This window comes from uncultured Salegentibacter sp. (genome assembly GCF_963972535.1).
In the GTDB taxonomy this organism is placed as follows: Bacteria; Bacteroidota; Bacteroidia; order Flavobacteriales; family Flavobacteriaceae; genus Salegentibacter.
Window position 1 is genome coordinate 1 of record NZ_CAXAVR010000025.1, and the last position, 22,978, is coordinate 22,978.

Here is a 22,978-nt window from a genome sequence, read left to right on the forward strand (position 1 = left end):
GGGACTTTAATTTAAAATCTGATATTTACCTAATAAAGATAATTATTTTTGGTGGTAAGAATCTCCGCCCGCACAAAAAGCCCTTCAGGAATGAAGGGCTTTTTTTATTTTGTGAAAATGATGAAAATCCAAGCGGAGAGACGACAAGTTTATCCCGATGAACATTGGAAAGAATCTCCGCCCGCACAAAAAAAGCTTCTCATTTCTGAGAAGCTTTTTTATTTATGAGAATAGAAAAATATTGAAAAAGTAGAGGGCTTACCAAAAGTCAGCTTTTTAGAGAACAGTATTATCTAATGATTAGGGTCTTCTGACCTTACTTCGCAAGTTCCGGTATAACAATTTCCTCCCGCACAGGCAAGTCCAAAAAGCCCCATAGCAGCAGGCCAGGCGCCGAGAAGAATACCAATCCATTCTCCTTCAAATGCGCTTTGCACAATTACAAAAGTTCCTATTAAAAAATAGGCAGCTCTTATCCAGGTCCAACCGGTAGCAATTCTTTTTAGCATATCAAGATGATATTTTACCGTTTAGTGCGGCCCAACTTCCACCGTTATATACATTTGAGAATCCGTTAGATTTTAGTACACTCTTAGCGGAAGCACTTCTCATCCCCGAAGCACAACAGGTAATTATTGGCTTATTTTTATCTTTTAATTTTTCAATATTTGCAGATAGTGTTTGTAAAGGAATATTTTTTGATCCTTTAATATGACCGCCCGAGAATTCTGCTTTACTTCTTACGTCTACGATAATTCCGCCTTCCTGGAGGAGTTTTTTATAATTAGGAGCAGGTTTTATTCCTAAAAGCTCTTTAAGTTTTGAGATCATAATTAGGCTGTTTCTGAGGTTAAAAAATTAACTTCAAGCCACGATCCGCCATTTACACAATCAAATCCCTTGCTGCTTAGATAATTTGCAGCCTGTCCGCTTCTATTCCCCGAGGCACAACATAGAATCAAAGGAGATTCTAATTCTTTTAACTCATCAAGCCTTAGTGGAATTTCATTTAACGGGATATTTACGGCGGTAGAAACACTTCCTCCCATAAATTCGTTAACGGTTCTTACATCTACTATGGTTCCCTTATTATTTTTAATTAAATCTTCTGTTTTCATCTTTAAATATTTTATTTGAAAATCATTTTAATCTGTATTGAAGAATACAGAATTGAAAGACAAAATTACTACGAATGCCTTCTTACTACAGTCACTTTTGTTACATAACCGATTAGAAAACAAAGAGAAAGAAAAAAAATCAGGATGGTATAATGACCATCCTGACATTAAGATTTAAGAAATTTTATGCTCGAAATCTAAGAAAGTCTTTCAATCACCGTTTTGAGTTTAGAGCGCACGTCTTGTGCAATATCTCCAAGTTTGTGGTTCTCTACGGCACTCATAGAAGCCACAGGATCTACTGCAGAAACTTCAGTTTTTCCATCTTCTGTTTCCTGTACAATTACGTTACAGGGTAGCATGGTGCCAATCTTGCTTTCAGCAGAAATTGCCTGGTGGGCCATTTTCGGATTGCAGGCTCCAAGAATTCTGTACTTTCTAAAATCAACATCGAGTTTCTTTTTGAAGGTTTCCTTTACATCTATTTCAGTAAGAATACCAAAGTCTTCTTCTTTTAATTCTTTGGTCACTTTATCTATAGCCTCATCGAATGAATCGTTAAGGACTTTTGAAAAATAATAGCTCATAATATAATTTTTTGGTTACCCTTAAAGTTAATTGTTTTCTAGCGAGGGAAGAAAAAGGAATTATTAATCTTGTGTGAATTTCCTAAGAATTTTTTCTCCTCAAGCTTATTTTTAGAATATAATCCAGATCCAGTTTAAAACTATTTTTAAGCTGAATTCCAGGAATCTTCTGGATTATCTAGCACTTCTGGCCAGGCTCCACTTCATCTGTCACTCCCAGCCTTTCCAGAATTTTATCCATAAGGCACCAGTGGGTAAGGGAAGATTGAAGCAGGTTTGCCCCCACAAAAGCGGTAAACCACAACCAGTTAATATTTACGTAAACGGCTAATAAAAGACTTACAAGCACAAAAGTTCCTGCAATTCCACGTACAACTCGATTTTTCATTTTTAAATATTTTTAGGTTAGATATAGTTTTCAATATTAAGCACTGCCACCCTTATAGGGTTATTGGTTTCCAGGTTCTCATTAAATTCTGAAACCAGTTTGAACAGTAGTTCGATTTTTTCATTTTCGGTAAAAGAGAAGAACATAAGCGATTCGTTGCCGCCTTTTTCTCCTGGAAACCAGCTTCTCGTTGCAATGACCGAATTGGTATTTTTATAACCGTCTATTTCAGTACGGCTGAAGGCTTCAATTTTTGCCTTTTTAAAAATGCTGAGGATCTCTTTTTGAAATTCCGCAACACTTGTTACAATTAGTAGTTTCATTTTTTAAGGTTTAAGGTCTAATGTTCAAAGTTTAATGGTAATTCGGTTCTCAGTTTCAGGTTGTGAGTTATCAGTTATTGCTTTACCAGCGCTCATCACCGACAACCCACAACTCCAAACTGTCTTACATCACTTCCTCAGGTTTTTTTCTTCAACAACAATTTCTTTTTCCTCCCGTGCTTCATACTTTTTCCGCTCTATCATATAATACACTAAAGGCACTACCAGCAGCGTAAGGATCGTCGAAACAATAGTTCCTCCCATTAATGAGATTGCCAACCCCTGGAAGATCGGGTCAAATAGTATCACGAATGCGCCTATTACAACAGTTCCTGCAGTTAGAAGAATAGGAGTAGTTCGCACAGCACCGGCTTCTATCACTGCCTGTTTCAACGGAATTCCGTCTTCCAGTCGCAGGTTCACGAAGTCGATGAGCAACACCGAGTTCCTAACCATAATTCCTGCAAGCGCGATCATCCCAATAAATGAAGTAGCGGTAAAGAAAGCACCCATAACCCAGTGTCCAAGCACGATCCCGATAAGGGAAAGCGGGATAGCTACCATCATCACGATTGGTGCACGATAGTTTTGAAACCAACCAACGATGAGGATATAGATTATGAAAATCACTCCCAGAAAGGCAATTCCCAGGTCTCTAAAGACCTCCAGCGTGATTTGCCATTCCCCATCCCATTTTACGGTATAATCATCTTCCATTTCGGGTTGTTGTATGTAAAGCTCATCAAGTTCATAACCGGCAGGAAGTTCGATCTCTTTTAATTTCTCTTCCATTCCTAAGATGGCATAAACAGGACTTTCAAGCTCTCCGGCCATATCTGCCAGAACATACACCACCCTCTTTTGATTTTTTCTGAAAATGCTTTTTTCCCTAAGCTTTTCCTGGATCTGAACAAGATCTGCCACACTCACCATTTGTCCGGTTTGCGATACCATTTTGATCTGGGAAATATCTACCGGAGTGGATTTTTCCTGCTCTGCCAGGGCAAGAAGGATCCCCACTCTTTGGGTAGCATCTTCATCATATAAATGTGCAATTGCACTTTCTCCCAAAGCGGCATTCATGGTATGAACGATTTGCTGCGGAGCAATTCCATAGCGCACTGCTTTTTCCTTGTCGATCTCAAAATGATATTCGGCCTGGTCTGCCTCTACCATCCAATCCACATCCACAACATCTGGGGTGTGTTTCAAGATTCCCTGGATCTCATCAGCAATTTCCATTTGCTTATCGTAATCGGGTCCGTAAACTTCAGCAACAATTGTTGACATTACGGGAGGTCCCGGTGGTACTTCCACGATCTTCACATTGGCATCAAATTTTGCTGCAATCTTCTGAATATCGGGTCGTAATAATTTCGCGATGTCGTGGCTTTGCTCACTTCTTTCGCTCTTGTCCTTCAGGTTCACCTGAATATCGGCCGTGTTACTTGCACCTCTCAGGTCATAATGTCTAACAAGTCCGTTAAAGGTTATGGGTGCAGATGTCCCAACATAACTCTGATAATTCACCACCTCTGGTCTTTGGGACAGGTACTGCCCAATCTCTCTTGACACTATGGCGGTTCGTTCCAAAGTTGTGCCTTCGGGCATATCTATCACCACCTGGAATTCATTCTTGTTGTCAAACGGAAGCATTTTCACCGCAACCGATTTGGTAAAGAACAAGGCTACAGAGCCCAACAACAACAGCATAGTGGTACCCAGAAAGATCCAACGGGTCTTTTTGTTGTCAATAAGCGGCCTTTCCAATTTATTATAGATCTTAAAGATTCTAGTATCTTCGATTTGTCCTGTAGATTCTTCCTCAACACTGTCTTTGCCTTTGCTTTTCTCTCTTAAAAAGATGAGCCCCAAATAAGGTGTAATAGTTAGCGCTACGAATAATGACAGAATCATTGCAATGGAAGCTCCAATAGGCATTGGGCTCATATAAGGCCCCATCAATCCGCTTACAAAGGCCATAGGCAATACCGAAGCAATCACCGTGAAAGTGGCCAGGATTGTCGGGTTCCCCACTTCGTTGATGGCATAAAGAGCAGCTTGCTTGAACGGAAGCCGTTTCATCTTGAAATGCCGGTGCATATTTTCGGCTATGATAATGGAATCGTCCACCACGATCCCTGTTACAAATACAAGGGCAAAAAGGGTAATTCGGTTTAATGTATAATCCAGCAAATAGTAACTAAGCAGCGTAAGTGCAAATGTCACAGGGACAGAAAGGAATACCACCAGTCCGCCGCGCCAGCCCATTGCCAGCATTACCACCAGGGTAACTGCGATAATGGCCCCGATCAAATGCAGAAGTAATTCTGAAACTTTGTGAGAAGCTGTTTCCCCATAGTTTCGGGTAACTTCTACGTACACATCATCCGGAATAAGATTTGTCTTCAGGTGATCTACCTTATCAATGATCACATCGGCTATTTTCATAGCATCTGCACCTTTGATCTTGGCCACCGAAATGGTCACCGCGGGATATTCCGAAGAGAAATTACTTCCAACTGCAGAGCCTTTTCCATAGCCAAAAGAAACGTATTCTTTGGGTAATTCCGGTCCTTCAATTACTTCAGCAATTTGGTACAGATATACGGGCTGTTGCTGCTGAGATCCAATAATAAGGTTCTCCACATCTTCAGCAGATTCCAGGAAACTTCCGGTATTTACAAGAAATTCAGTATCATTCTGATTAAAACTTCCGGAAGAAAGCTGCTGATTGCTGGCTTGGATCATTTCAGAAACGCCCAGGAAATCCACTCCGCTGGCAGCCATTTTTTCCTTATCAAGCACCACGCGCACCTGCCTGCTACGGCCACCAATCTTGTTGGTAATGGAAACATCGGGTACCTTTTCGATCTCGTGCGTAAGTTCATTGGCAATTTGCCTAAGCTGGTAATCATCATAAGTTTCACTCCACAGCGTAAGACCCAGCACAGGAACATCATCAATGGCACGGGTCTTCACCAGCGGCATCGTCGCGCCCTGCGGCATCTGGTCCATATGCTTCATAAGCTCATTATAAAGCTTCACATAGGAGCGTTCAATATCTTCGCCCACCAGGAATTGCACGGTCACCATTCCCTGCTCTTTCATGGAAGTGGAGTAGATGTATTCTACCCCGGGAATATTGGAAACCATTTTTTCAAGCGGTTGTATTACCCGCGATTCAAGTTCTGTGGGGCTTGCACCTGGATAACCAACAAAGATGTCGGCCATTGGTACATCAATCTGGGGCTCTTCTTCCCTAGGGATCAAAAACGAACTGTACACTCCAATGACCATAAACACAATCATTAGTAGCACCGTAAGCTTCGAATCCATAAAACCTTTGGCAATTTTGCCTGCTAATCCTTCTTTCATTCCGTAATATTTTTATTGCTGAAGGCTTATCGAATTTCAAGTTTGGCCCCATTATATAATTTCCCTTCGGCTGAAGAGATATAAGACTCCCCGGCATTAAGACCCGAAAGAACTTCCACTTCGTCACCAACCGTTCTTCCCAGTCGCACCCATCTTAGGATGGCGGTATTTTGCTGGCTTGGCGTATAAATTCCGTGTAGGTCTCCGCGGGTTACAAGTGCTGAGGACGGAATGAGAACAACCTCTCGTTCGTCCACGGCTGTGGTAGGAAACTGAACGCTGGCATACATCCCCGAGTAAATCGAAGCATCGGTCTCGTCTAATGCGACATTTACCACATACTGCCCGCCTGAATTCCTTGCGGAAGTGCTTATTTCTGAAACCATTCCTTTTAAGATTTCTCCTGAAGATTTAACCTGCACATTCACTTCTGTTCCCTGTTTAACTGAAGCTATTTCAGATTCCGGAACACTTGCCCTTACCTCAAATTTTCCGGGAACTTCCAGGTTTAGCAACGGCATACCGGGATTTGCCATATCCCCAACCTCAACATTTTTTGAAGTAACCACTCCGCTAAAGGGAGCTACAATATTGGAATAAGCGAATTGCGCATTGATTTCATTCTTTTGCTGCCTTGCGGCTTCAAGTCTGGCTTTTGCCATTTGGTACCTCGCCGTGATATCATCCATTTCCTTTTGAGTGGCGCTGTTATCTTCAAACAATGAGCTGTAGCGCTCATAATCTTTTTCTGCATTTTTAAAAGCCGCTGTGGCTTCAGTAATTCCTGCATTCACCTGCGCCCGCTTTGCCTGCAGGTCGGCATTATTAATCTCGATAAGCAGCTGACCTTTTTCTACCACATCGCCCACCTTTGCATTTACGCGGGTAACATAGCCCATATTTCGGGTGCTTAAAGTGGCATTTTCAACCGCCTCTATTTTTCCGCTAAAAGTGAGGAAGGACTGGTCAGATCTTGAAGGAGTTTCTACGGTAACTGCCACCGCCGGAGTATTTTCTGTAATATTTTTTTCTGAAGAGTCTCCGCAACTAAAGAGTAGGGTCGTTGCTCCCAAAAGACTCAGGATATATAATTTGGATTTCATATTGACTGTTTATTTAATTAAAAAATCGAGTTGTACCTGTGCGTAATTGTATTCAAAAATGGTTTGTGCGTATTCCAGTTGTTTCTGCGAAAATTGTGCTTCGGCCGTAAGTAGGTCGCTGGTTTTCTCAAGCCCCTGCTCAAACCTGTTGTAACGTATGCGCAACGATTCTTCGGCTTGTTCCAGTGCAAGTCGGGTGAGGTTCAGCTTATTTTCGGCATCTTTTACTGCCCGGCCTGCCCTGTTTCGTTCCATCTCGCTTTTGGAAACATAGGAATCAAATTCCAGCCTGGCTTTTTCATAAGTTGCCTTACTTTTCTGAAGTTTTCCGAAGCGCTTATAACCTTCAAATAAGTCCCATTTCAACTGAATGCCTGCGAGATATCCGCTGGCATCGCCAGAAAATATTTCATCATCATAAAGTTCATAGCTTCCAAAGGCATTCAGACGAGGGAGAAAGGACATTTTATCTGCCTGCAGCATTTCGCCGTAAGCCTCAGTCGCCAGTTCCATCGCTCTAATATCTGCACGGTCCTTAGAAACAGCCTCCATATTTCCCTGAACAGGAATCGAAATCTCCAAAGGATCTGTAGGCTCAAAAATCGTATTCAATGGTTCGTTTAAAAAATACGCCAGATAGTCTGATGCATTGATCACGTTGCTTTTTGCATACTGCAGCTGATTATTGACTTCAGAAACCCGAATTTCTACTGAAAGCACATCTGATCTTTGCAGATATCCCTGTTTATAGCTGTCATTTGCCAGTTTCTGGTTGGCGAGCGCTGCCTTTTGAGCGCTTTCCAAAACAGTTACTGCCTGGTGCGCGAGTTGCAGTTGCATATAAGCTTTCTCTACCTCCAGCACCATATGGTCTATGGTGCGATCTGTTTGTAAAGCAGTGGCATCCATCTTCTTTTTTGCCGCTTTTCGCTGGTAGATCCCGTCTACATTAATAAGTGGCTGTTCCACTTCAATTTTGGTAGCAAAATTGTCGATCCTTTTAGGGTTGTTTAAAAAATCGGGATTGAAGTCACTCTGCGTAACAATTTCCTGGTTCAGTTTTGATCCAAAAGCCATCAAAGGGTTGGTAGTGGTCATTCCCGTATGTGAGACTGCAACATTGGGTAAAAAGATGGAATTCGTTTGCCGGTAATCTCCCCTGGATTCGAGGAACTCCTGCTGTGAGATCTTGATCTCCCTGTTGTTTTCCTTTACCAGCTGTATGGCTTCACTTAAGGATATGGGCTTCGTTTCCTGTGCCTGTAACCACAGCCCCGGCAGTAAAGCCAACATTGTAAATATATATTTGATGTTCATCGTTTGTCTATTATCTCTGATTAAAAGTTTTTGAAGAACCAAAATTTTTCATCCCACCATTTGGAGAAATGTCCCCACTGGGCGGGAGTTTTCATTTTGACCTCATTCTTTCCGGTAGCCGAAAATCTTCCGCCCGTCTCACTGGCCTTTCCTTCACCCGCTTCGATAAAGTATTTTCCTTCGGGAACGAAAGTTTGATCTGGTTTTTGATTTGAAAGTATTCTGCCAATATTGTGAGCTACAACCGCTGCCTGCTGTCTTGCAAATACTCCAATCTTTGGAAGTATAGATCCGTTTTCAGCTGTTACGTGGGTGATGTCCCCAATGGCATAGACATTTTCGAATTTGGTTTGCAAGGTTTTGTTATCCACATCTACCCACTCGGAATTTCCTGCTAAATCGCTCTTTTTGATCACTTCGGGTAGCTGGTGCAGTGGAGTATAAGCCAGAAGATCATAATCATAGGTTTCCCCATTGCTGAATTCCAGTGCGTTTCCTGAAACAGCTTTCAGTTCGTGGTTTGGGAAATATTTGATCCCTTTCTTTTCCAACAGTTCTTTTAGTTCCCGCGAAGCTTCAGCGCCGGCGAATTCCATTAGGCCGGCTTCAGGCGTATACAGAGAAACATTAGTGGATTTAGGAAGGTTGTTCTTTCTTACAAAATCTTCTATAAGCATCGCAGCTTCATAAGGCGCCGCCGGGCTTTTAAATGGAAGGGAAGAAACTAAAATAGCAATTTCACCTCCGTCAAATTTTTTTAATTCAGCATAAAAATCCTGAGCTCCTTTTAGGGTAAAGAAATTAAAGCCAAATTGATCAAGGTTATAAATATCTGCCTGCTCCACGCCCAGGGAAACTACCATATGATCTCCTTTATACTGCTTCCCGTTTACGGTTAAAGCAATATTTTCTGGATCTATATTTTCTATTTCCCCTCTAATAACTTCCAGGCCTGAAGCCTGCAGTTTATCTGAACGCTCTGTGATCTCCTGCTGTTTGCTTTTTCCAACCATCACCCATGGGAGAGAAGGCGAATACACGTTGGTTTCCTCTTTCTCGAAAACCAGGATCTTTACAAGATTGATATCTTCTTCGTTTCCGCTATGTCTGCTCAGCTCTCTTGCAGTGACAATTCCGCCTTGTCCGGCTCCTAATACTAAGATGGTTTTCATAATTGATTATTTTTAAATTGATGCTGTGAATGCTTATTGCAATAGCTTCAGCTGGTGCTGTGGGATTCACCGTAGAAGCCAAAGTTTTTGGAAATTCTATCAGGATTTCTCTTAAGTAGTCTTGCAGGTTGTTCATTATTCAATTTTTATGTTGTTGAGGTCAATACTCAAACAATTTTATTTCTAATTAGATGACAAAATTAATGGGTGGATTACCTGTGGGAAGCAACTTTTGTTACATAGAGGTCTGGTTGACAGGTGGGTATACGGGAATATTTTTTAGTGTCCTATGAGCATAATCAGGTTTTTGGAAACCTGCTGAAATTTTAATTCGTAGTAAGAAAATTCTTACATAAAAAAATAATTTTATCCTTAAGAATCCCTTGAAATAAATAGGACCAGACTGAAAATTCTATAAAATTGAAATAATCATATTATCAAATTATTAGGATAAAAGTTTGGAAATTGTCGATAAAGTGATAGATTAGACGAATCTATTAACCTTTTATTAATCAAACATTTTATTTTTATGGATTTAAAAAACTTTAAATCGTTCGCGGTAACTGCAATAGCTGCCGCTTTTTTTGTTTCATGTTCTCAGGACCAAGCACGAGAACAACCTATGGATGAAGAATTGGTAGCTCCTTCTTCAGCCGATATTATCGAAGGCCAGTATATCGTGGTTTTTAATGAAGATATTACCGGAAATGCTTCTTCAAAATATCCGGAAAGTTATACCAAGGCACAGGAAGAAGTGGCTAATACTACCAAAAGGGTATTATCTGAAGCTAATATTCCTGACACCGAACTTTTAGCTGTTTATAGTAAAACAATTAATGGTGCAGCGCTTAAACTTAACCTGGAGCAGGTGGAAGCTTTAAGAGGTAAAAAAGAAATTGCTTTTATCGAGGAAGATAGAATTGTGCAATTTGCCCCTCCTTGTGGAACGCCAAACGGCGGGCCCTGTGATGAAGATCCGGGAGATGGAGACGATGGGGGAGGAGACTCTTCCCAGGATGTACCTTACGGAATTACCCGGGTTAATGGTGTAGCTTCTTACACTGGTTCTAATGTTGCGTGGGTAATTGATAGCGGAATAGACACAGATCATCCAGATCTTAATGTAGATGCTTCAAGAGGATTTAATGCATTTACCTCTGGAAGAGATGGAAAATCTACCGATGATGGCAATGGTCATGGAACACACGTTGCCGGAACTATCGCAGCTTTAAATAATGATTTTGGAGTTGTTGGGGTAGCACCGGGAGCTTCAGTTATTCCTGTAAAAGTTTTGGATAGTCGTGGTAGTGGTTCTTACTCTGGCGTAATAGCCGGTGTAGATCACGTTGCTGCTTACGGAAGTGCTGGCGATGTTGCCAATATGAGTCTTGGCGGGCCAACTTCAGATGCTTTAGATAGCGTAGTACTTTCAGCTTCACAAAACGGAATTATTTTCGCTCTTGCAGCCGGAAATGAAAGTTCTGATGCGAATACCAGTTCTCCTGCCAGAGTAAACGGAGCAAATATCGTAACGATCTCTGCAATGGATTCTAACGATAACTGGGCTTCTTTCTCTAACTACGGAAATCCGCCGGTAGATTACGCTGCTCCGGGAGTTGCGATTAATTCAACCTGGAAAGACGGTGGTTATAATTCAATAAGCGGTACTTCTATGGCTTCACCACATGCAGCCGGAGTTCTATTATTAGGAAGTGCCTCTACTGATGGAACTGTAAATGGAGATCCAGATGGAACTGCAGATGCGATTATTGTACACTAAAAAATAGCTTAAATTTTATACTGAAAAGCACCGCCAGAGCGGTGCTTTTTTATTTAGTTAATGCTTTAATGATTCGTTGCTCATTAATTAGAACATCCCGGAATAATACATGGGGAAATTGATTGTTGTTTTTTTCAGCTTCTCCTTTTTATCAGCAGCACTTAAGCTTTTTTTAATTTGAGGGAGTTTTGGTTAATCTGAAATTATTTTAAAATAAAGTCTATTAATTAAATTCAGCGCAATCGCCTGATGGCTGATAAACGCCTGCTCCCTGTTGGTAAACTAAGGTGGCGCCTAAATGCCCTACATACATAAGATAACCGGAGCCTATTGATAATGTAACGATACAAAGAAAGGATAATAAATTCTTCTTTTGGGTAAGTAATCGAATTCTTGAAAATTTTAATAGATCAAGAAGGAGGGAGGCAGTAAAAAGCCAGGCGGTCACATACGCCAGGTTTTGATGTTGTTTAAGAACGGTGGGATCACAAATTTTTCGTGAGACAATACCATCGGCTAAATTACCGGTATAAATTGCAATCCAAACTCCTATTGTACCTAATAAAAGTAGTATAGTTCCTCCTTGTTTCCAGACTTCTTTTGCCGAGCCCAGCGCTACTAACTTAAACAAAAAAGCAACTAATAAAATGGCGATAGGAAAATGAACGGACAGAGGATGAAAAACCTCTGTCCGCCAAAAATCAGGTAACTGATTCATTTTATTCCATAATTTTTACAGAAATGGGATCTAAACGTTTTCCCACTTTTTCTACTTCAACTTCAACCTTTTGACCTTCTTTCAATTCTGAAAAATCTACAGTGCTTCCATTTCGGGTTAACTCGGTAGTTTCCTTGAAATACAACTCTAAAGTCTTGTTATCGTTTGTTTTTACGTAAATCTCATCTTTAGAAGGTTCAACCTCTTCTATTGTTCCCTGGTAAGTTCCAGATTCTACGGTATCAGTACTTTCTCCACAAGAAACCATAAAAAGAAAAATGCCTATAAAAGCAACTGAGTTAAAAATTTTACTGATCATAATTTTAATTTTTTGATTATCTAATTTTAAAGTTACAAATAATATGTTTGGATAGAATAAACCTAAAGGAGTAATTACGTGTGCAGTGAAATTTACTGCGCAGGATTTCTCCCCAGAGCCTGCAGGTACTCTGCCTGGGTTTTTAAATATTTAACCTGAAGATCTAATTGCTCCAGCCTGGCCTCTATAAACCGGGTTTCGCGGGTATTCATTAAAAAGATTGAACTTTCTCCAAAATTGAATTTACGCACTTCTGCCTGAAGTAATGCATTAGAATCTACCACCATTTGTTCTGTCATTTCAATTTGCTCTAAAAAGGCCTGAAGTTGTTGTTTCAGGGCATTAATTTTGGCTTGTAACTGGTTGTCTTTAAGGTTTAGCTCTAATTTGGCATCCTGCAGCTCAAATTCGGCTATCTTAAGATCGCCACGTTCCCTTCTTAAAAATAATGGCATAGAAAATTTTACACCCGCTTTGTACGCACTGGCATTAAAAGTTTCAAAGTTTTCGGGTTCTTCTGAAAGGAAATTATACTCCAAATCTATTTTGGGTAATAACTGATTAATGCGATAGCGTTTTTCTATTTGGAGCGCTTCAATTTTTCTCCTGTAAAATTCTAATTGCGGGTGGGTATCTAAATTTGCTTCAGGAATTTCAGAAATTAAAGTACGGAAAACTTCTTCGGTAGTTACGGGTCTTACCTTTTCCTGTAAAATAAGCGGTTGATCTTGGTCCCATAAATAGGTAGAAAGTTCCAGCCGTTTTTTTCTGAGTTCTACAATGGCCTGGTTAGCCTGGAGTCTACGTTTTTGAATATTTAGGCTTGCTTCTACGGTGTCTATCCCTGCAACTTCGCCCATTTGAGCGCCGCGCCTAATTCCGCGATAGCGTTCATTTGCATTCTCTAGAAAATCTTCAAAAATCTGTAATTTCTGGTGCGCTCTTAACCATTCAAAATATACAAACGAAGCATCCAGAAGAATATCATTTATCATTAATTGCTGCTCGGCCCGGCTTTGGTCCCGATAGGCCTGGGCTTTGCGTAAACCCGCCATTCTAGAATTAATCCAAAGTCCTTCTCCCACCGATAAAACTACGCCTGCCTGAAATAAACCGGGTTCTGGCACTTTGTTTTGCGGATTTACATAGGCGCCCTGATTTTGTTGAAATCCGCCTTTTAATTTTAATCCGTACCACATAGGTACTTGTAATTGGGCATCAAGAAGGTCGTAATATTCGGTACCTTTATACTCTTTTTCTTTATAATCTACCTCAAAGCGAGGGTCAAATGCACCTCTTGCTGCCTGTACTTCGGCATCACCTATATTTCTTACCAATCCTGCCTGGCTAACTACAGGATGTTCACTTACTACAATATCTAAAAATTCGGTATAACTCAGGCTGTCTGTTTGGGCAACTGCCGAAGAACAAATAAAGAATAGGATTGTAAAATAGTGTACAAAGCGCATTTATTTGGCTACTTTTTATTATTACTTTTTGCCGCTTGAGATTCAGTATTGTCACCGGTTCCCGGTTCGTAATAGTTAGGGGGGAAACCGTTTAAGTTTCGCCATAATTCATACCAAATAGGAACATTTTCTAAGAGGGCTATAGTTTGCGCACCACTGCCAATTCCTATTTGTTCCGGCCAGGGATTATCATCGGGATCAGGGGCGAGGAGAACACGGTATTTACCATTTTTTGAAATATAATTTTCTACCGCAACTACTTCGGCACCATAAGTACCATAAGAAAGATTGGGCCAGCCGCTAAAAATTATTGAGGGCCAACCATCAAACTGAATACGAACCTCTTCGCCCACATGCATAAGTGGTAAATCTAATGGCCTAACATACGTTTCTACCGCCATTTGATAGTTGGAAGGCATTATACCTACTAATTGCTCTCCTTGTGAAAAAGTTTCACCTAAACCGGCGCGTAGAGCTTTATTTACGTAACCATCCTGGGGTGCAAGAATATAATATAAATTGCTACGCTGTTGGTAATTTGAAAGCTGAATTTGAAGTTTATCAACTTCAGCGCGAGTACCAAATTGGTTGCTTTGAGTGGTAAAAATTTCCTGCCTGGTTTTAGAAATTTTATCAGCGTATTCAGCAGAAATTCGGTTTATTTCAATTTCAGCATTTATTACTTCATTACGGCTGGCTAAAAGTTGATTTTCTTGCGCAATTAGTTGGGCCTGGGCTTCCTGCAATCTTAAACGCCTCGCTTCCAAATCGGTTAAAGATTTTAAACCTTCTTCTTGCAGAGTTTGCATACGTTCAAATTGCGTTTTGGCAATTTCTACCTCGGTTTTTGCTGCTTCCAGTTTAATACTGTCGCTACGAACCTTTAAGCCGGCTTGCGCCAGTTTATTAGTGGCCATACTTCGCTTTAACTCCCGTTCTTGCTGCTGCGCTTCTAATTGTTGCCTAAGTGCTTCTATCTTTTCGTCATAGGAGTCGGCCGATTGGCGTTTGGCATCTATTTGGCTGGAAGTTCTATTGATTAATAAAGGATCAAAATAATCACTACTCACCTCTGAAATTCTTAAAATAGTATCTCCTCTATTTACAAAATCCCCTTCGTTAATATACCATTGCTCAATTTTCCCGGGGATGGGAGATTGTATGGTTTGTGGGCGGTGTTCCGGGCTTAGCGTGGTAACATTTCCACTAGATCTTATATTTTGTGTCCAGGGTAAAAAGAGAATAATTATAAATAATAAAAAAAGGCCAATTAGCACCTTATTAAATATAGTGTAGTGTTTTCTATTAAAAACGAATTTCCCCGATCTAGAGTCAGAAATATCTATACGCTCGTTTAATTTTTCTTCAGAAATATTCAGCATATCTACAGGGATTTAACGATTTTACCATCCTCTAATTCCAGGCGCTCATCACAAATTTCTTTCCATAAATCATCATTACTGGCTACAATTAAGCTCCATTTTTGCTGCGGATCGGTTAAAAACTTTAATATCCTTTTCTTTTCCTGAGGTTCAAATTTCGTAAAAGGTTCTTTTAAAATAAGTATTGCAGGCTTATTTACAATAGCCCTGGCCAGGATAATTCTTTGTGAAATAAGGGAAGATAAATATCTACCTTCAGGATGAATTTGAGTATAAATACCATTGTTTTGCTCTTTTACAAAATCTTTTAAGCCAGCCTGTTCTAAAGCCCAATCTATATCCTGGTCTGAAATAGATTCATCTCCAAAAGTTATATTCTCCCAAAGACTACCTTCAAACGGAATTTCATCGGGTAATAAAGTCCCTAGATATTGCCGATATTCATTTAAAACAAGGGTGTGCCGGGCGAGATCGTTTACATAAATTTTACCTTTTGTAGGACTAAAAATACCTGAAATGAGTTTTAAAAGACTGGTTCTTCCATTTCCTGCCGGCCCGGTAATTACAAGCGATTTTCCGGGGTTCACTACAAAATTAATTCCCTTTAAAACCGAATAACCTTCCGGCTCAAATGCCACATCTTTAAATTCCAGTTTAATACCATTAGAAGCGTTTACAGAATTTTGATTTTCTGAAGGTTCTAAGGGTTTATCTACTACCTGTCCCAGTTTCTCCAGCGAGGTAAGGGTGTCATAAATATCCTCAAGGCCTCGTATCATTTTCTCTACGGAAGAAATAATTAAGAGAATAATGATCTCGGCGGCTACAAATTGACCAATATTCATTTGTTGGTTTAGAACCAACATTCCTCCAATAGCCAGGAGACCACCGGCTACCAAAACCTTAAAAATAATAAGTTTAATGTACTGAATTTTAAGAACGCCAAAATGCTCTTCCCGTTCCCTCAGGTATTTTTCGGTAAGTTTATCGTTTTTATCCAGCGCCAGCTTGCTTCGGCCAGAAATTTTAAAACTGTTTAAGTTTCGGGCAACCTCCTGAATCCAGTGAGCTACCTGGTATTTGTTTTTAGATTCGTCTAAGCTGGTTTTTAAACCTTTGGCAGCGGTAAATTTAAAGACGATATAAATTAATAATACCAGTAATAGTCCATATAAAATAAAAAATGGGTGATAAAGGGAGAGCAGTATAACTCCAAAAACAACCTGGACTGTGGCCGCCGGGAGATCTAATAAAATTTTGCTTACTCCTTTTTGAACTTTTAGGGTATCAAAAAAACGGTTTGCCAGTTCTGGCGGATAGATATTTTGTAAAGCTTCACTTTTAATTTTGGGAAAACGGTAGGAAAATTCAAAACTGGAACGTGTAAATATTTTTTGCTGAATATTTTCTGCCAGTCTAAGTTGTAGCAACTCAAAAACTCCAACCAAACCTACTGCGAGCGTAACTAAAATCACTAAAATTACCCAGCTGGTACTAACTTTTCCTCCCTGAATTAAATTCACAATAGCCTGTATACCCAGGGGAACTGCCAAATTTAATAAACCCGCGAAAAGTGCATAAAATAAAATATGACTTACATCGCGCTTGTCTAATTTTAGTAAATTCCAAAGTCTTTTTACCGGAGTACCTGGTTTAGTTTTGCTCATTAAGTAATACTATGCAGTTTAAAAAGTGATTTTCCATAATATGCAAAAATAATTTTCAAAAGAATTTTTCATTAGGGTTTAATCAAATTTTAACGCTTGTTCTTGCTTTATTTTTGATTAGGTTTCCCGGTATTATATTATTTGGGATGCAAATTTATTCCATTTTATAATGAGGTTAAGGGGTTACTTCTCGTTATTCTTATTCAAGCTTACTTTAAGGTCTTCTTTTTTACCCGCTCTTTTAATAAACAGTTCTCCGGGATTTTGATTTCCTTTTATTTTTAATTCAAATTCTGAACGTGGGGCTAAAATGAATGGGAGACTTTTGTTATTAAAAATACTAAAATTATCACTAATATTTATTTCGGTAATTATAATAGCCTGGTTACCTCCTTTATGAGAAATTCTAAGACTTTTTATTTCTTGTTTTGAAAAATCAAGATTGTCTTGTGATGCTTTTAATTCCCCTGCCAGAATAGCATCGGTACTAAAATTAAGGGAATTGTCTTTGGCAAAAACTTCAAACGAATTTAACTCTGGGCCACCACCTCGATTTCCGCTTCCGGCACCAATAATAATTTGCTTATTAATGGTAATTGCCTGGGTGCCGTGCCGGCCTTGTTTTAATGGAGGCAGGCTATCCCATTTTCCATCAGCAAAATTAAAGATTTCAGCTTCATTGTGCGCTTTTTCCTGGGCATCACTTTCACCTCCCAAAATTACAGGCTTATTATCTAAAAGTCCAACTGCCGTGCCGCCTCTTGGCGTAGGAATTTCAGAAATGGTTTTCCATTTTCCCGCATTAAAATCGTAGATATCTGTGGCTTTCACTGTACCGGCAAATCCGTTTCCTTCAACACTTCCAGATTTCCTTCCGCCGGCAACAAAGAGTATATCCCCAGTTATTACTGCTTGAAAGTGATCCCGTTCATTAGGCGAATTTGGAAGTATTTTCCATTTATTTTTATAAACATCATATTCATCAAACCAATTTACCCAACCGGAAGTATGCCCATTGGTAATTCCGTTTATCAGGTATATTTTTTTATCTTTTATTGCAACGCCGGCAGCACCACGTCTACGGTCTTCAGGAATTTCAGGTCCTTTTACCCATAAATTTTCTAAGGGGTCGTAAATATAAATATTAGGAATAGGATCTTCATCTGGCCAGCCACCGGTAAATGCGCCTAATATATATACAAGTCCGTCCAGGCTCACGGCCTGTGTATGGTGAATTTCCAGGGGAGGTTGTGCTCCTTTTTTCCATTTTTGGTTTTCGGTTTCGTAGATATCAATTGGTTTATTACCGCGACCTCCAATTAAAATAAACCGCTTTCCTGCCTGTACAAAAGCATTCTCGTGGCGTTCCTGTGCTTCTCCATTTGCAGGAAGAGTTTTCCAGGATTGAGAATTAAGGCTAATTACCGAAAAACAAAGAATACTAAGTAAAAGGTATTTTTTCATCATAATTAATACTTTATCATAAATATAAGGCTTCTAACAAAACACTAAGGTAGGTTTAACCAAGCCTTAACTGCTTTAAGTCTCCCTTTTTAATAAGTTGCATAGTAAACCATAAAATCTAAATTATGAAACTGAAAGCTTTATTTTTGAATTGTACACTTAAAAAATCTCCCAAAACATCTAATACCGAAGCCTTTATTGAAGAAGCTGAAAAGGTTTTTAAAGGCCTTGATGTTTCTACCGAAATTGTTCGCGTAGTAGACCATGATGTAAAATTTGGAGTTACCTCTGATGAAGAAAATGGAGATGAATGGCCTAAAATTTTAAAGAAGGTAAAAGCTGCCGATATTTTAATTCTAGCTACTCCAATTTGGCGTGGAGATCGGGGTGCCGTGGCTAAAATGGTTGCCGAACGTTTTGATGGAATAATGGAAGAGGGAAGCGAAGAAAACGGGCAATTTCCAACTTATAATAAGGTAGCCGGAGTTATGGTAGATGGGAATGAAGACGGTGCTAAAAAAGCAATTTCCAGTATGGTTTTTGACCTCTCTGAGCACGGATTTACTGTTCCCGTAAACGGATTTTGCTATTATGTGGGTGAAGCCGGGCCCGGGCCAAGTTATATTGAAGCCGAAGGGAATAAACACGAATTCACCAATAATATGATGTTACTTATGGCTCACAACCTGGTACATTTAGCAAAAACCTTAAAAGAAAATCCGTATCCTACTGATGTGAAAAAACTGGAAGAAAAAGCTAAAAAAATGAGTAAGTAGGGGAAACTTGAATATATACAGGAAGCTCTTAAGAATTGTCTTAAGGGCTTTTTTTAGTCTAAAGAATTCCTGGTAACCCAGGATTTCCAGCCAATAATTGCCATTTGTACTTTACTGGCTTTTCTTAGATCCAGTTCTTTTTTAGTGTAGCTGGGCAGAACCTTCTTGTTAAGTTTAGAAAGTGCTTTAAAAAATTTCTTTTTCATTTTTGGTTGGTTTACTCGATAATCGAGATTTAAATGCGCTGAGGTTTGCCTCAATATTCATATATTCAATTCTTCCTGAATTTGCCTCAAAGCGGTTTACTTCAAAGATATTGAAAATCAGGTAAAAGAAAAAAGCAGGGAATTAACCTGCCTTTAAATTCAAATTTAAATCAAAAGAAAAATTATTATTTATCTTTTTTAGTAGTAATTTCAATAACCCCGTCTTCGGCATCTTCTCCATATTTTTCTAAAGCAACTGTACCTTTAAGAACATTAATTTTTTCAACATCTTCGGGTTGTAGTTTTTCTTCCATAAACTCTGCACTTTCCTTTTTTCCATCAATTATAACTAGAGGCGAAGCTTGCTTATGCCCATTCGTGAAAATATTGGCCTTAACAGTATAGCCTGTTGAGTTATCTGATTTTTTATCTTCTTCATATTTATGAAAAGCGTTTATATCTTTGGAATTAGAAAAACTTAAACTTTTGCCGGTTATTATTTCGTAATCTGTTTTCTTTTTGAATGTTTGAAATCCGACTGAATGAGCTTGGGTTTTTATCACCTTTTTTTCAGTTTTCTTTTTAGATTTATCCAAAACCCCGGTAGTAATAATCACCGCCCCATCTTTGGCGTCTTTCCCATAAAGAGAAGTTGCGTTTTCGCCTTTAAGAACATTTACACTTTTAATAAGATCTTTATCTATTAACTCAACAATTTCTTTCTTACTTTTTTCACCGTTTAATATATAAAGGGGATCGCCGGGGATTTCTTGAGGATTTTTAGAGTTTTCGCGTAACTTTTTATTTTTGTTTTTTTTCTTCCCCTTAAAATTAGTTTGGAGGGAAATTAAACTCGGTGATCTACCGTGTTCTATTTGTAAGAATTCGCGTTTGGTTTCAGAATCCTCTTTATCAATTCTCTTTAATTCATTCTGTAAATTATCGATGATTCTTGCATTATTGGCAATAATTGCTCCGTTTTCGGCTTCATTTCCATATTTTGCCTTTGCTTCCTCAGCTAAAGAAATACTTATTCCTTGCTTAGAAATATCAAGGTGTTTCCCGTCTAATTCTTTAGAAGTATATTTCTTACTGTCTATAATATATAAGGGATGTTTCCCTAGTTTACCTAAAGCACTTCCGTTAGAAGATATAGCGCCTTTTTCCAAAAGGGTATTGGCTTTCCTAAAACCAGTTTCTTTTTTATCTGTAAAGATTTCAAAAGATTCAATTCCTTCTGTATCGTTGGTTGAGAAAGTTCCGGTTTCGTTGGTTTCTTTGTTTAAGAAGGAAACTTTTATACCGGTAAGTAGTTCGTTGGAATATTTAATTTCTGAAAACTCCAGTTCAACATTGAATTTCTGAAAAATTCCAGAAATTTTTTCCAGACCTTCCTCTTTAGAAAATTTTGTAATTGTAGCTGAAACTGATTTATTTACTTGAACAGTTTCTACAGGATTTTCAGATTTTTTTGTTTGGGCCTTGGTCTTTACATTAAAAGCGAGCATAAAAGCCAGGACAAATGGAAAAACAAGGCTTAGTTTCCAAAGCCCGGTATTTTGAGATGATTTTTTATTCAACATAAGAATTCGTTTTTTGATAAATGACTGGTAAAAATGATTGGTAAGTGCAGGTTGTAAATTTGAAATTGAAACTTTTACCAAAGCCTGCTGATAAGATTTTTTTGCCCCCGAAATAGCCACCGTCTCCCTGTCGGCTATATATTCCAGATTTTGTTCAACGCTTTTTTTATACAACCAGCTTAACGGGTTAAACCAAAGTAGGGCGGTAGTAAGATTTGCTATTAGTATATCTATAGAATGCCATTGCGCCGCGTGTATCTTTTCGTGTTGCAAAATCATTTGCAAATCTTTTTCTGAATGCGCCGCAGGATTATAAACAATGAATTTAAAGAATGAAAACGGACTTACCGTAGTATTGGTTGTAAGAAAATTAAAACCATCTATTTTATGAATTTGGCTTTTTTTAATAAGTTGCCAAATGTTGAAAAGCTGCACAAAAATTTTTGTTAGGAAAGACAGGGCAACACTTAAATAAGCAAGACCCAGGACTTCCCAGGCGCCAAAATTGGATGCTATATTTTCTGAAGTAATATTTGTGCTTGCAGGAAACTCGTGGAAGGGAAAGTTATTAGCTTCTACCATCACTTTCCGGGTAAAATAAATTGCCGGTAGAACTGCTGAAGTTAAAATTCCAACCATGAGAAAATTACGATTTATCTGGAAACTGGTTTCCTTTCTTAGTAAAATAATATAGGCCAGGTAAAAAATACTTAGCAAACCGGCGCTTTTAAGAAGATAGGTTAAGAATGCTTCCATAAGTTATTCTTTATTCTCCTTTTCTATAATTTCCAGGATTTCGCGAAGTTCCCTTGCGCTAATCTTTTCTTCTTTAGCAAAAAAGGAAACCATGCTCTTATAAGAATTATCAAAAAAACGTTTTGAGGTGAGACTCATAATGTGTTTCCTGTATTCTTCTTTAGAAATTATGGGATAGTATTGATGTGTATTTCCATAAGCTGTATGGCCAACAAAGCCCTTGTCTTCTAAATGTCTTACAATAGTTGAGACTGTATTGTAATGATATTTTTTATCCTGTATGAGCGGAATAATTTCTTTAACAAATGCTTTCTCCAATTGCCAGAGAATACGCATCACTTCTTCCTCTTTATTAGTTAATCTTTTCATTTTGATTTTGTTTGGTTATTTCAAATATAACGAAAAATATAGTTTAATTACTAATTAAGTAGTTTCTTTTTGATTTATGATGCTTTTAAGTTTAGCTCACAGGATTATTTTATCTTCGCAAAAAAAATTAGATGAGTATTGTTTTTATTCTTATTGGGCTTGTTTTGTTGGTTGTAGGTGGAGAATTTTTGGTTAGAGCTTCTGTAGCGCTATCTTTTAAGTTCAATATTTCCAAAATGGTAATTGGTTTAACGGTGGTATCGTTTGCTACATCGGCTCCCGAGCTTCTGGTAAGTTTACAGGCTGCACTAAATGGTTTTTCAGATATTTCCCTGGGAAATGTGATAGGTTCTAACATTGCCAATTTAGGTTTGGTACTGGGTATTACCGCCATAATTACCTCAATTTCTGTAGACAGGGAGTTTTACCGGTTTAACTGGCCGGCAATGATGCTTTTCTCTATTGTACTTTATTACTTTTTATATACCGGTGGACATATTTCGCGATTGGAAGGTCTCTTATTATTTATAGGTCTTATCGTTTTTCTAATTTTATTAATAAGAAGGTCTCGTAGAAAAACTGAAATTGCAGTTGAGGGAATAGACGACTCACTTAAAGAGACTTCAAATTTTAAAATGATTATCTGGTTACTAATAGGAGGCGTGGCACTTTGGGGAGGTTCAGAATTACTGGTAGATGGTGCTGTAGACCTGGCAACAATGTTGGGAGTAAGTGAAAGAGTAATCTCTGTGACTATGATTGCAATTGGAACAAGTGTACCAGAACTGGCAGCATCGGTTATTGCAGCTTTAAAAAAGGAAAAAGCACTTTCCCTGGGGAATCTTATAGGATCTAATATTTTTAATATTGCTTCGGTTTTGGGAATCACCGCAATGATTCAACCTATTTATATTCAGTCAGATCAAATACTTACCAACGACATTTTCTGGATGATTGGGATTGCTTTTGCCATTGCTCCGCTAGCTTTTTTACCAAAACGCTTTCTTTTCAACAGGTATAAAGGTGTGATTTTATTCGTAAGCTATGTAATTTTTACGGGTCTTGCATTTTTGGGTTAATTTTAAGGGGGTGTATTAATAAAT

Annotated in this window: 22 protein-coding genes; 3 read left to right on the top strand and 19 right to left on the bottom strand. The window is 38.7% G+C overall.

Annotated elements, in window-relative coordinates; translation table 11 throughout:
* Window positions 1–293: 293 nt before the first annotated feature.
* From AACZ30_RS05230 to AACZ30_RS05275, 10 genes are all read right to left on the bottom strand, one after another.
* The gene (locus AACZ30_RS05230) at window positions 294–509 is read right to left on the bottom strand and encodes a hypothetical protein (RefSeq protein WP_339648124.1); all 216 of its coding nucleotides are present in this window, start codon (window positions 507–509) and stop codon (window positions 294–296) included.
* A gap of 1 nt (window position 510) precedes the next feature.
* Window positions 511–831 carry a rhodanese-like domain-containing protein gene (locus AACZ30_RS05235; protein WP_339648125.1) on the bottom strand — a complete coding sequence of 107 codons (321 nt, stop codon included), beginning with the start codon at window positions 829–831 and terminating at the stop codon, window positions 511–513.
* Between the two features lie 2 nt (window positions 832–833).
* A complete protein-coding gene (locus AACZ30_RS05240) occupies window positions 834–1,118 on the bottom strand; it encodes a rhodanese-like domain-containing protein (RefSeq protein ID WP_339648126.1) in 285 nt (94 codons plus the stop codon).
* Window positions 1,119–1,315: 197 nt separating this feature from the next.
* The gene (locus tag AACZ30_RS05245; RefSeq protein ID WP_339648127.1) at window positions 1,316–1,705 is read right to left on the bottom strand and encodes a DUF302 domain-containing protein; all 390 of its coding nucleotides are present in this window, start codon (window positions 1,703–1,705) and stop codon (window positions 1,316–1,318) included.
* A gap of 178 nt (window positions 1,706–1,883) precedes the next feature.
* The gene (locus AACZ30_RS05250; protein ID WP_339648128.1) at window positions 1,884–2,093 is read right to left on the bottom strand and encodes a DUF2892 domain-containing protein; all 210 of its coding nucleotides are present in this window, start codon (window positions 2,091–2,093) and stop codon (window positions 1,884–1,886) included.
* A 17-nt stretch (window positions 2,094–2,110) separates the two neighbouring features.
* Window positions 2,111–2,416, bottom strand: coding sequence for a hypothetical protein (locus tag AACZ30_RS05255; protein ID WP_339648129.1), 306 nt, complete (start codon window positions 2,414–2,416; stop codon window positions 2,111–2,113).
* Window positions 2,417–2,545: 129 nt separating this feature from the next.
* On the bottom strand, window positions 2,546–5,794 hold the full coding sequence (locus AACZ30_RS05260; protein WP_339648131.1) for an efflux RND transporter permease subunit: 3,249 nt from the start codon (window positions 5,792–5,794) through the stop codon (window positions 2,546–2,548).
* 26 nt (window positions 5,795–5,820) lie between these two features.
* Window positions 5,821–6,897 carry an efflux RND transporter periplasmic adaptor subunit gene (locus AACZ30_RS05265; RefSeq protein WP_339648132.1) on the bottom strand — a complete coding sequence of 359 codons (1,077 nt, stop codon included), beginning with the start codon at window positions 6,895–6,897 and terminating at the stop codon, window positions 5,821–5,823.
* A gap of 9 nt (window positions 6,898–6,906) precedes the next feature.
* On the bottom strand, window positions 6,907–8,214 hold the full coding sequence (locus AACZ30_RS05270) for a TolC family protein (RefSeq protein WP_339648134.1): 1,308 nt from the start codon (window positions 8,212–8,214) through the stop codon (window positions 6,907–6,909).
* Window positions 8,215–8,234: 20 nt separating this feature from the next.
* Window positions 8,235–9,386: an FAD-dependent oxidoreductase gene (locus AACZ30_RS05275; protein WP_339648135.1), complete on the bottom strand. Its 1,152-nt coding sequence runs from the start codon at window positions 9,384–9,386 to the stop codon at window positions 8,235–8,237.
* Window positions 9,387–9,915: 529 nt separating this feature from the next.
* On the opposite strand from AACZ30_RS05275, the gene AACZ30_RS05280 reads away from it, so the two are divergent.
* Window positions 9,916–11,166, top strand: coding sequence for a S8 family peptidase (locus AACZ30_RS05280; RefSeq protein ID WP_339648136.1), 1,251 nt, complete (start codon window positions 9,916–9,918; stop codon window positions 11,164–11,166).
* Window positions 11,167–11,389: 223 nt separating this feature from the next.
* Here the strand turns inward: AACZ30_RS05280 and AACZ30_RS05285 are convergent, their stop codons facing one another.
* From AACZ30_RS05285 to AACZ30_RS05310, 6 genes are all read right to left on the bottom strand, one after another.
* Window positions 11,390–11,884: a DUF2231 domain-containing protein gene (locus AACZ30_RS05285; protein WP_339648137.1), complete on the bottom strand. Its 495-nt coding sequence runs from the start codon at window positions 11,882–11,884 to the stop codon at window positions 11,390–11,392.
* 1 nt (window position 11,885) lies between these two features.
* A complete protein-coding gene (locus tag AACZ30_RS05290) occupies window positions 11,886–12,203 on the bottom strand; it encodes a hypothetical protein (protein ID WP_093305340.1) in 318 nt (105 codons plus the stop codon).
* Window positions 12,204–12,295: 92 nt separating this feature from the next.
* Complete coding sequence (locus AACZ30_RS05295) at window positions 12,296–13,672, bottom strand: TolC family protein (RefSeq protein WP_339648139.1); 1,377 nt, start codon at window positions 13,670–13,672, stop codon at window positions 12,296–12,298.
* 8 nt (window positions 13,673–13,680) lie between these two features.
* A complete protein-coding gene (locus AACZ30_RS05300; RefSeq protein WP_075326124.1) occupies window positions 13,681–15,054 on the bottom strand; it encodes an HlyD family efflux transporter periplasmic adaptor subunit in 1,374 nt (457 codons plus the stop codon).
* A gap of 2 nt (window positions 15,055–15,056) precedes the next feature.
* Complete coding sequence (locus AACZ30_RS05305; RefSeq protein WP_075326125.1) at window positions 15,057–16,721, bottom strand: ATP-binding cassette domain-containing protein; 1,665 nt, start codon at window positions 16,719–16,721, stop codon at window positions 15,057–15,059.
* A 183-nt stretch (window positions 16,722–16,904) separates the two neighbouring features.
* Window positions 16,905–18,188 carry a galactose oxidase gene (locus tag AACZ30_RS05310; protein ID WP_339648141.1) on the bottom strand — a complete coding sequence of 428 codons (1,284 nt, stop codon included), beginning with the start codon at window positions 18,186–18,188 and terminating at the stop codon, window positions 16,905–16,907.
* A 122-nt stretch (window positions 18,189–18,310) separates the two neighbouring features.
* On the opposite strand from AACZ30_RS05310, the gene AACZ30_RS05315 reads away from it, so the two are divergent.
* Window positions 18,311–18,961, top strand: a complete 651-nt coding sequence (locus AACZ30_RS05315) for an NAD(P)H-dependent oxidoreductase (RefSeq protein ID WP_075326127.1) — start codon at window positions 18,311–18,313, stop codon at window positions 18,959–18,961.
* A 53-nt stretch (window positions 18,962–19,014) separates the two neighbouring features.
* Here AACZ30_RS05315 and AACZ30_RS05320 read toward each other — a convergent pair whose 3' ends face one another.
* The 3 genes from AACZ30_RS05320 to AACZ30_RS05330 form a co-directional block, all read right to left on the bottom strand.
* Window positions 19,015–19,167: an SsrA-binding protein gene (locus AACZ30_RS05320; RefSeq protein WP_075326128.1), complete on the bottom strand. Its 153-nt coding sequence runs from the start codon at window positions 19,165–19,167 to the stop codon at window positions 19,015–19,017.
* Between the two features lie 185 nt (window positions 19,168–19,352).
* The gene (locus AACZ30_RS05325) at window positions 19,353–21,506 is read right to left on the bottom strand and encodes a M56 family metallopeptidase (protein WP_339648143.1); all 2,154 of its coding nucleotides are present in this window, start codon (window positions 21,504–21,506) and stop codon (window positions 19,353–19,355) included.
* Window positions 21,507–21,509: 3 nt separating this feature from the next.
* Window positions 21,510–21,875 carry a BlaI/MecI/CopY family transcriptional regulator gene (locus AACZ30_RS05330; protein ID WP_075326130.1) on the bottom strand — a complete coding sequence of 122 codons (366 nt, stop codon included), beginning with the start codon at window positions 21,873–21,875 and terminating at the stop codon, window positions 21,510–21,512.
* A 131-nt stretch (window positions 21,876–22,006) separates the two neighbouring features.
* Here AACZ30_RS05330 and AACZ30_RS05335 point away from each other — a divergent pair, with 131 nt between their 5' ends.
* Window positions 22,007–22,954, top strand: a complete 948-nt coding sequence (locus tag AACZ30_RS05335) for a calcium/sodium antiporter (RefSeq protein ID WP_075326131.1) — start codon at window positions 22,007–22,009, stop codon at window positions 22,952–22,954.
* Window positions 22,955–22,978 lie beyond the last annotated feature (24 nt).

Excerpts from the sequence above, each read along its gene's own strand:
- AACZ30_RS05275 (WP_339648135.1), bottom strand. The coding sequence starts at position 9,386 with ATGAAAACCATCTTAGTATTAGGAGCCGGACAAGGCGGAATTGTCACT.
- AACZ30_RS05325 (WP_339648143.1), bottom strand. The coding sequence starts at position 21,506 with ATGGAAGCATTCTTAACCTATCTTCTTAAAAGCGCCGGTTTGCTAAGT.
- AACZ30_RS05235 (WP_339648125.1), bottom strand. The coding sequence starts at position 831 with ATGATCTCAAAACTTAAAGAGCTTTTAGGAATAAAACCTGCTCCTAAT.
- AACZ30_RS05250 (WP_339648128.1), bottom strand. The coding sequence starts at position 2,093 with ATGAAAAATCGAGTTGTACGTGGAATTGCAGGAACTTTTGTGCTTGTA.
- AACZ30_RS05305 (WP_075326125.1), bottom strand. The coding sequence starts at position 16,721 with ATGAGCAAAACTAAACCAGGTACTCCGGTAAAAAGACTTTGGAATTTA.
- AACZ30_RS05295 (WP_339648139.1), bottom strand. The coding sequence starts at position 13,672 with ATGCGCTTTGTACACTATTTTACAATCCTATTCTTTATTTGTTCTTCG.
- AACZ30_RS05315 (WP_075326127.1), top strand. The coding sequence starts at position 18,311 with ATGAAACTGAAAGCTTTATTTTTGAATTGTACACTTAAAAAATCTCCC.
- AACZ30_RS05280 (WP_339648136.1), top strand. The coding sequence starts at position 9,916 with ATGGATTTAAAAAACTTTAAATCGTTCGCGGTAACTGCAATAGCTGCC.
- AACZ30_RS05265 (WP_339648132.1), bottom strand. The coding sequence starts at position 6,897 with ATGAAATCCAAATTATATATCCTGAGTCTTTTGGGAGCAACGACCCTA.
- AACZ30_RS05310 (WP_339648141.1), bottom strand. The coding sequence starts at position 18,188 with ATGATGAAAAAATACCTTTTACTTAGTATTCTTTGTTTTTCGGTAATT.
- AACZ30_RS05335 (WP_075326131.1), top strand. The coding sequence starts at position 22,007 with ATGAGTATTGTTTTTATTCTTATTGGGCTTGTTTTGTTGGTTGTAGGT.
- AACZ30_RS05330 (WP_075326130.1), bottom strand. The coding sequence starts at position 21,875 with ATGAAAAGATTAACTAATAAAGAGGAAGAAGTGATGCGTATTCTCTGG.
- AACZ30_RS05270 (WP_339648134.1), bottom strand. The coding sequence starts at position 8,214 with ATGAACATCAAATATATATTTACAATGTTGGCTTTACTGCCGGGGCTG.
- AACZ30_RS05300 (WP_075326124.1), bottom strand. The coding sequence starts at position 15,054 with ATGCTGAATATTTCTGAAGAAAAATTAAACGAGCGTATAGATATTTCT.
- AACZ30_RS05260 (WP_339648131.1), bottom strand. The coding sequence starts at position 5,794 with ATGAAAGAAGGATTAGCAGGCAAAATTGCCAAAGGTTTTATGGATTCG.
- AACZ30_RS05290 (WP_093305340.1), bottom strand. The coding sequence starts at position 12,203 with ATGATCAGTAAAATTTTTAACTCAGTTGCTTTTATAGGCATTTTTCTT.
- AACZ30_RS05245 (WP_339648127.1), bottom strand. The coding sequence starts at position 1,705 with ATGAGCTATTATTTTTCAAAAGTCCTTAACGATTCATTCGATGAGGCT.
- AACZ30_RS05230 (WP_339648124.1), bottom strand. The coding sequence starts at position 509 with ATGCTAAAAAGAATTGCTACCGGTTGGACCTGGATAAGAGCTGCCTAT.
- AACZ30_RS05285 (WP_339648137.1), bottom strand. The coding sequence starts at position 11,884 with ATGAATCAGTTACCTGATTTTTGGCGGACAGAGGTTTTTCATCCTCTG.
- AACZ30_RS05240 (WP_339648126.1), bottom strand. The coding sequence starts at position 1,118 with ATGAAAACAGAAGATTTAATTAAAAATAATAAGGGAACCATAGTAGAT.
- AACZ30_RS05320 (WP_075326128.1), bottom strand. The coding sequence starts at position 19,167 with ATGAAAAAGAAATTTTTTAAAGCACTTTCTAAACTTAACAAGAAGGTT.
- AACZ30_RS05255 (WP_339648129.1), bottom strand. The coding sequence starts at position 2,416 with ATGAAACTACTAATTGTAACAAGTGTTGCGGAATTTCAAAAAGAGATC.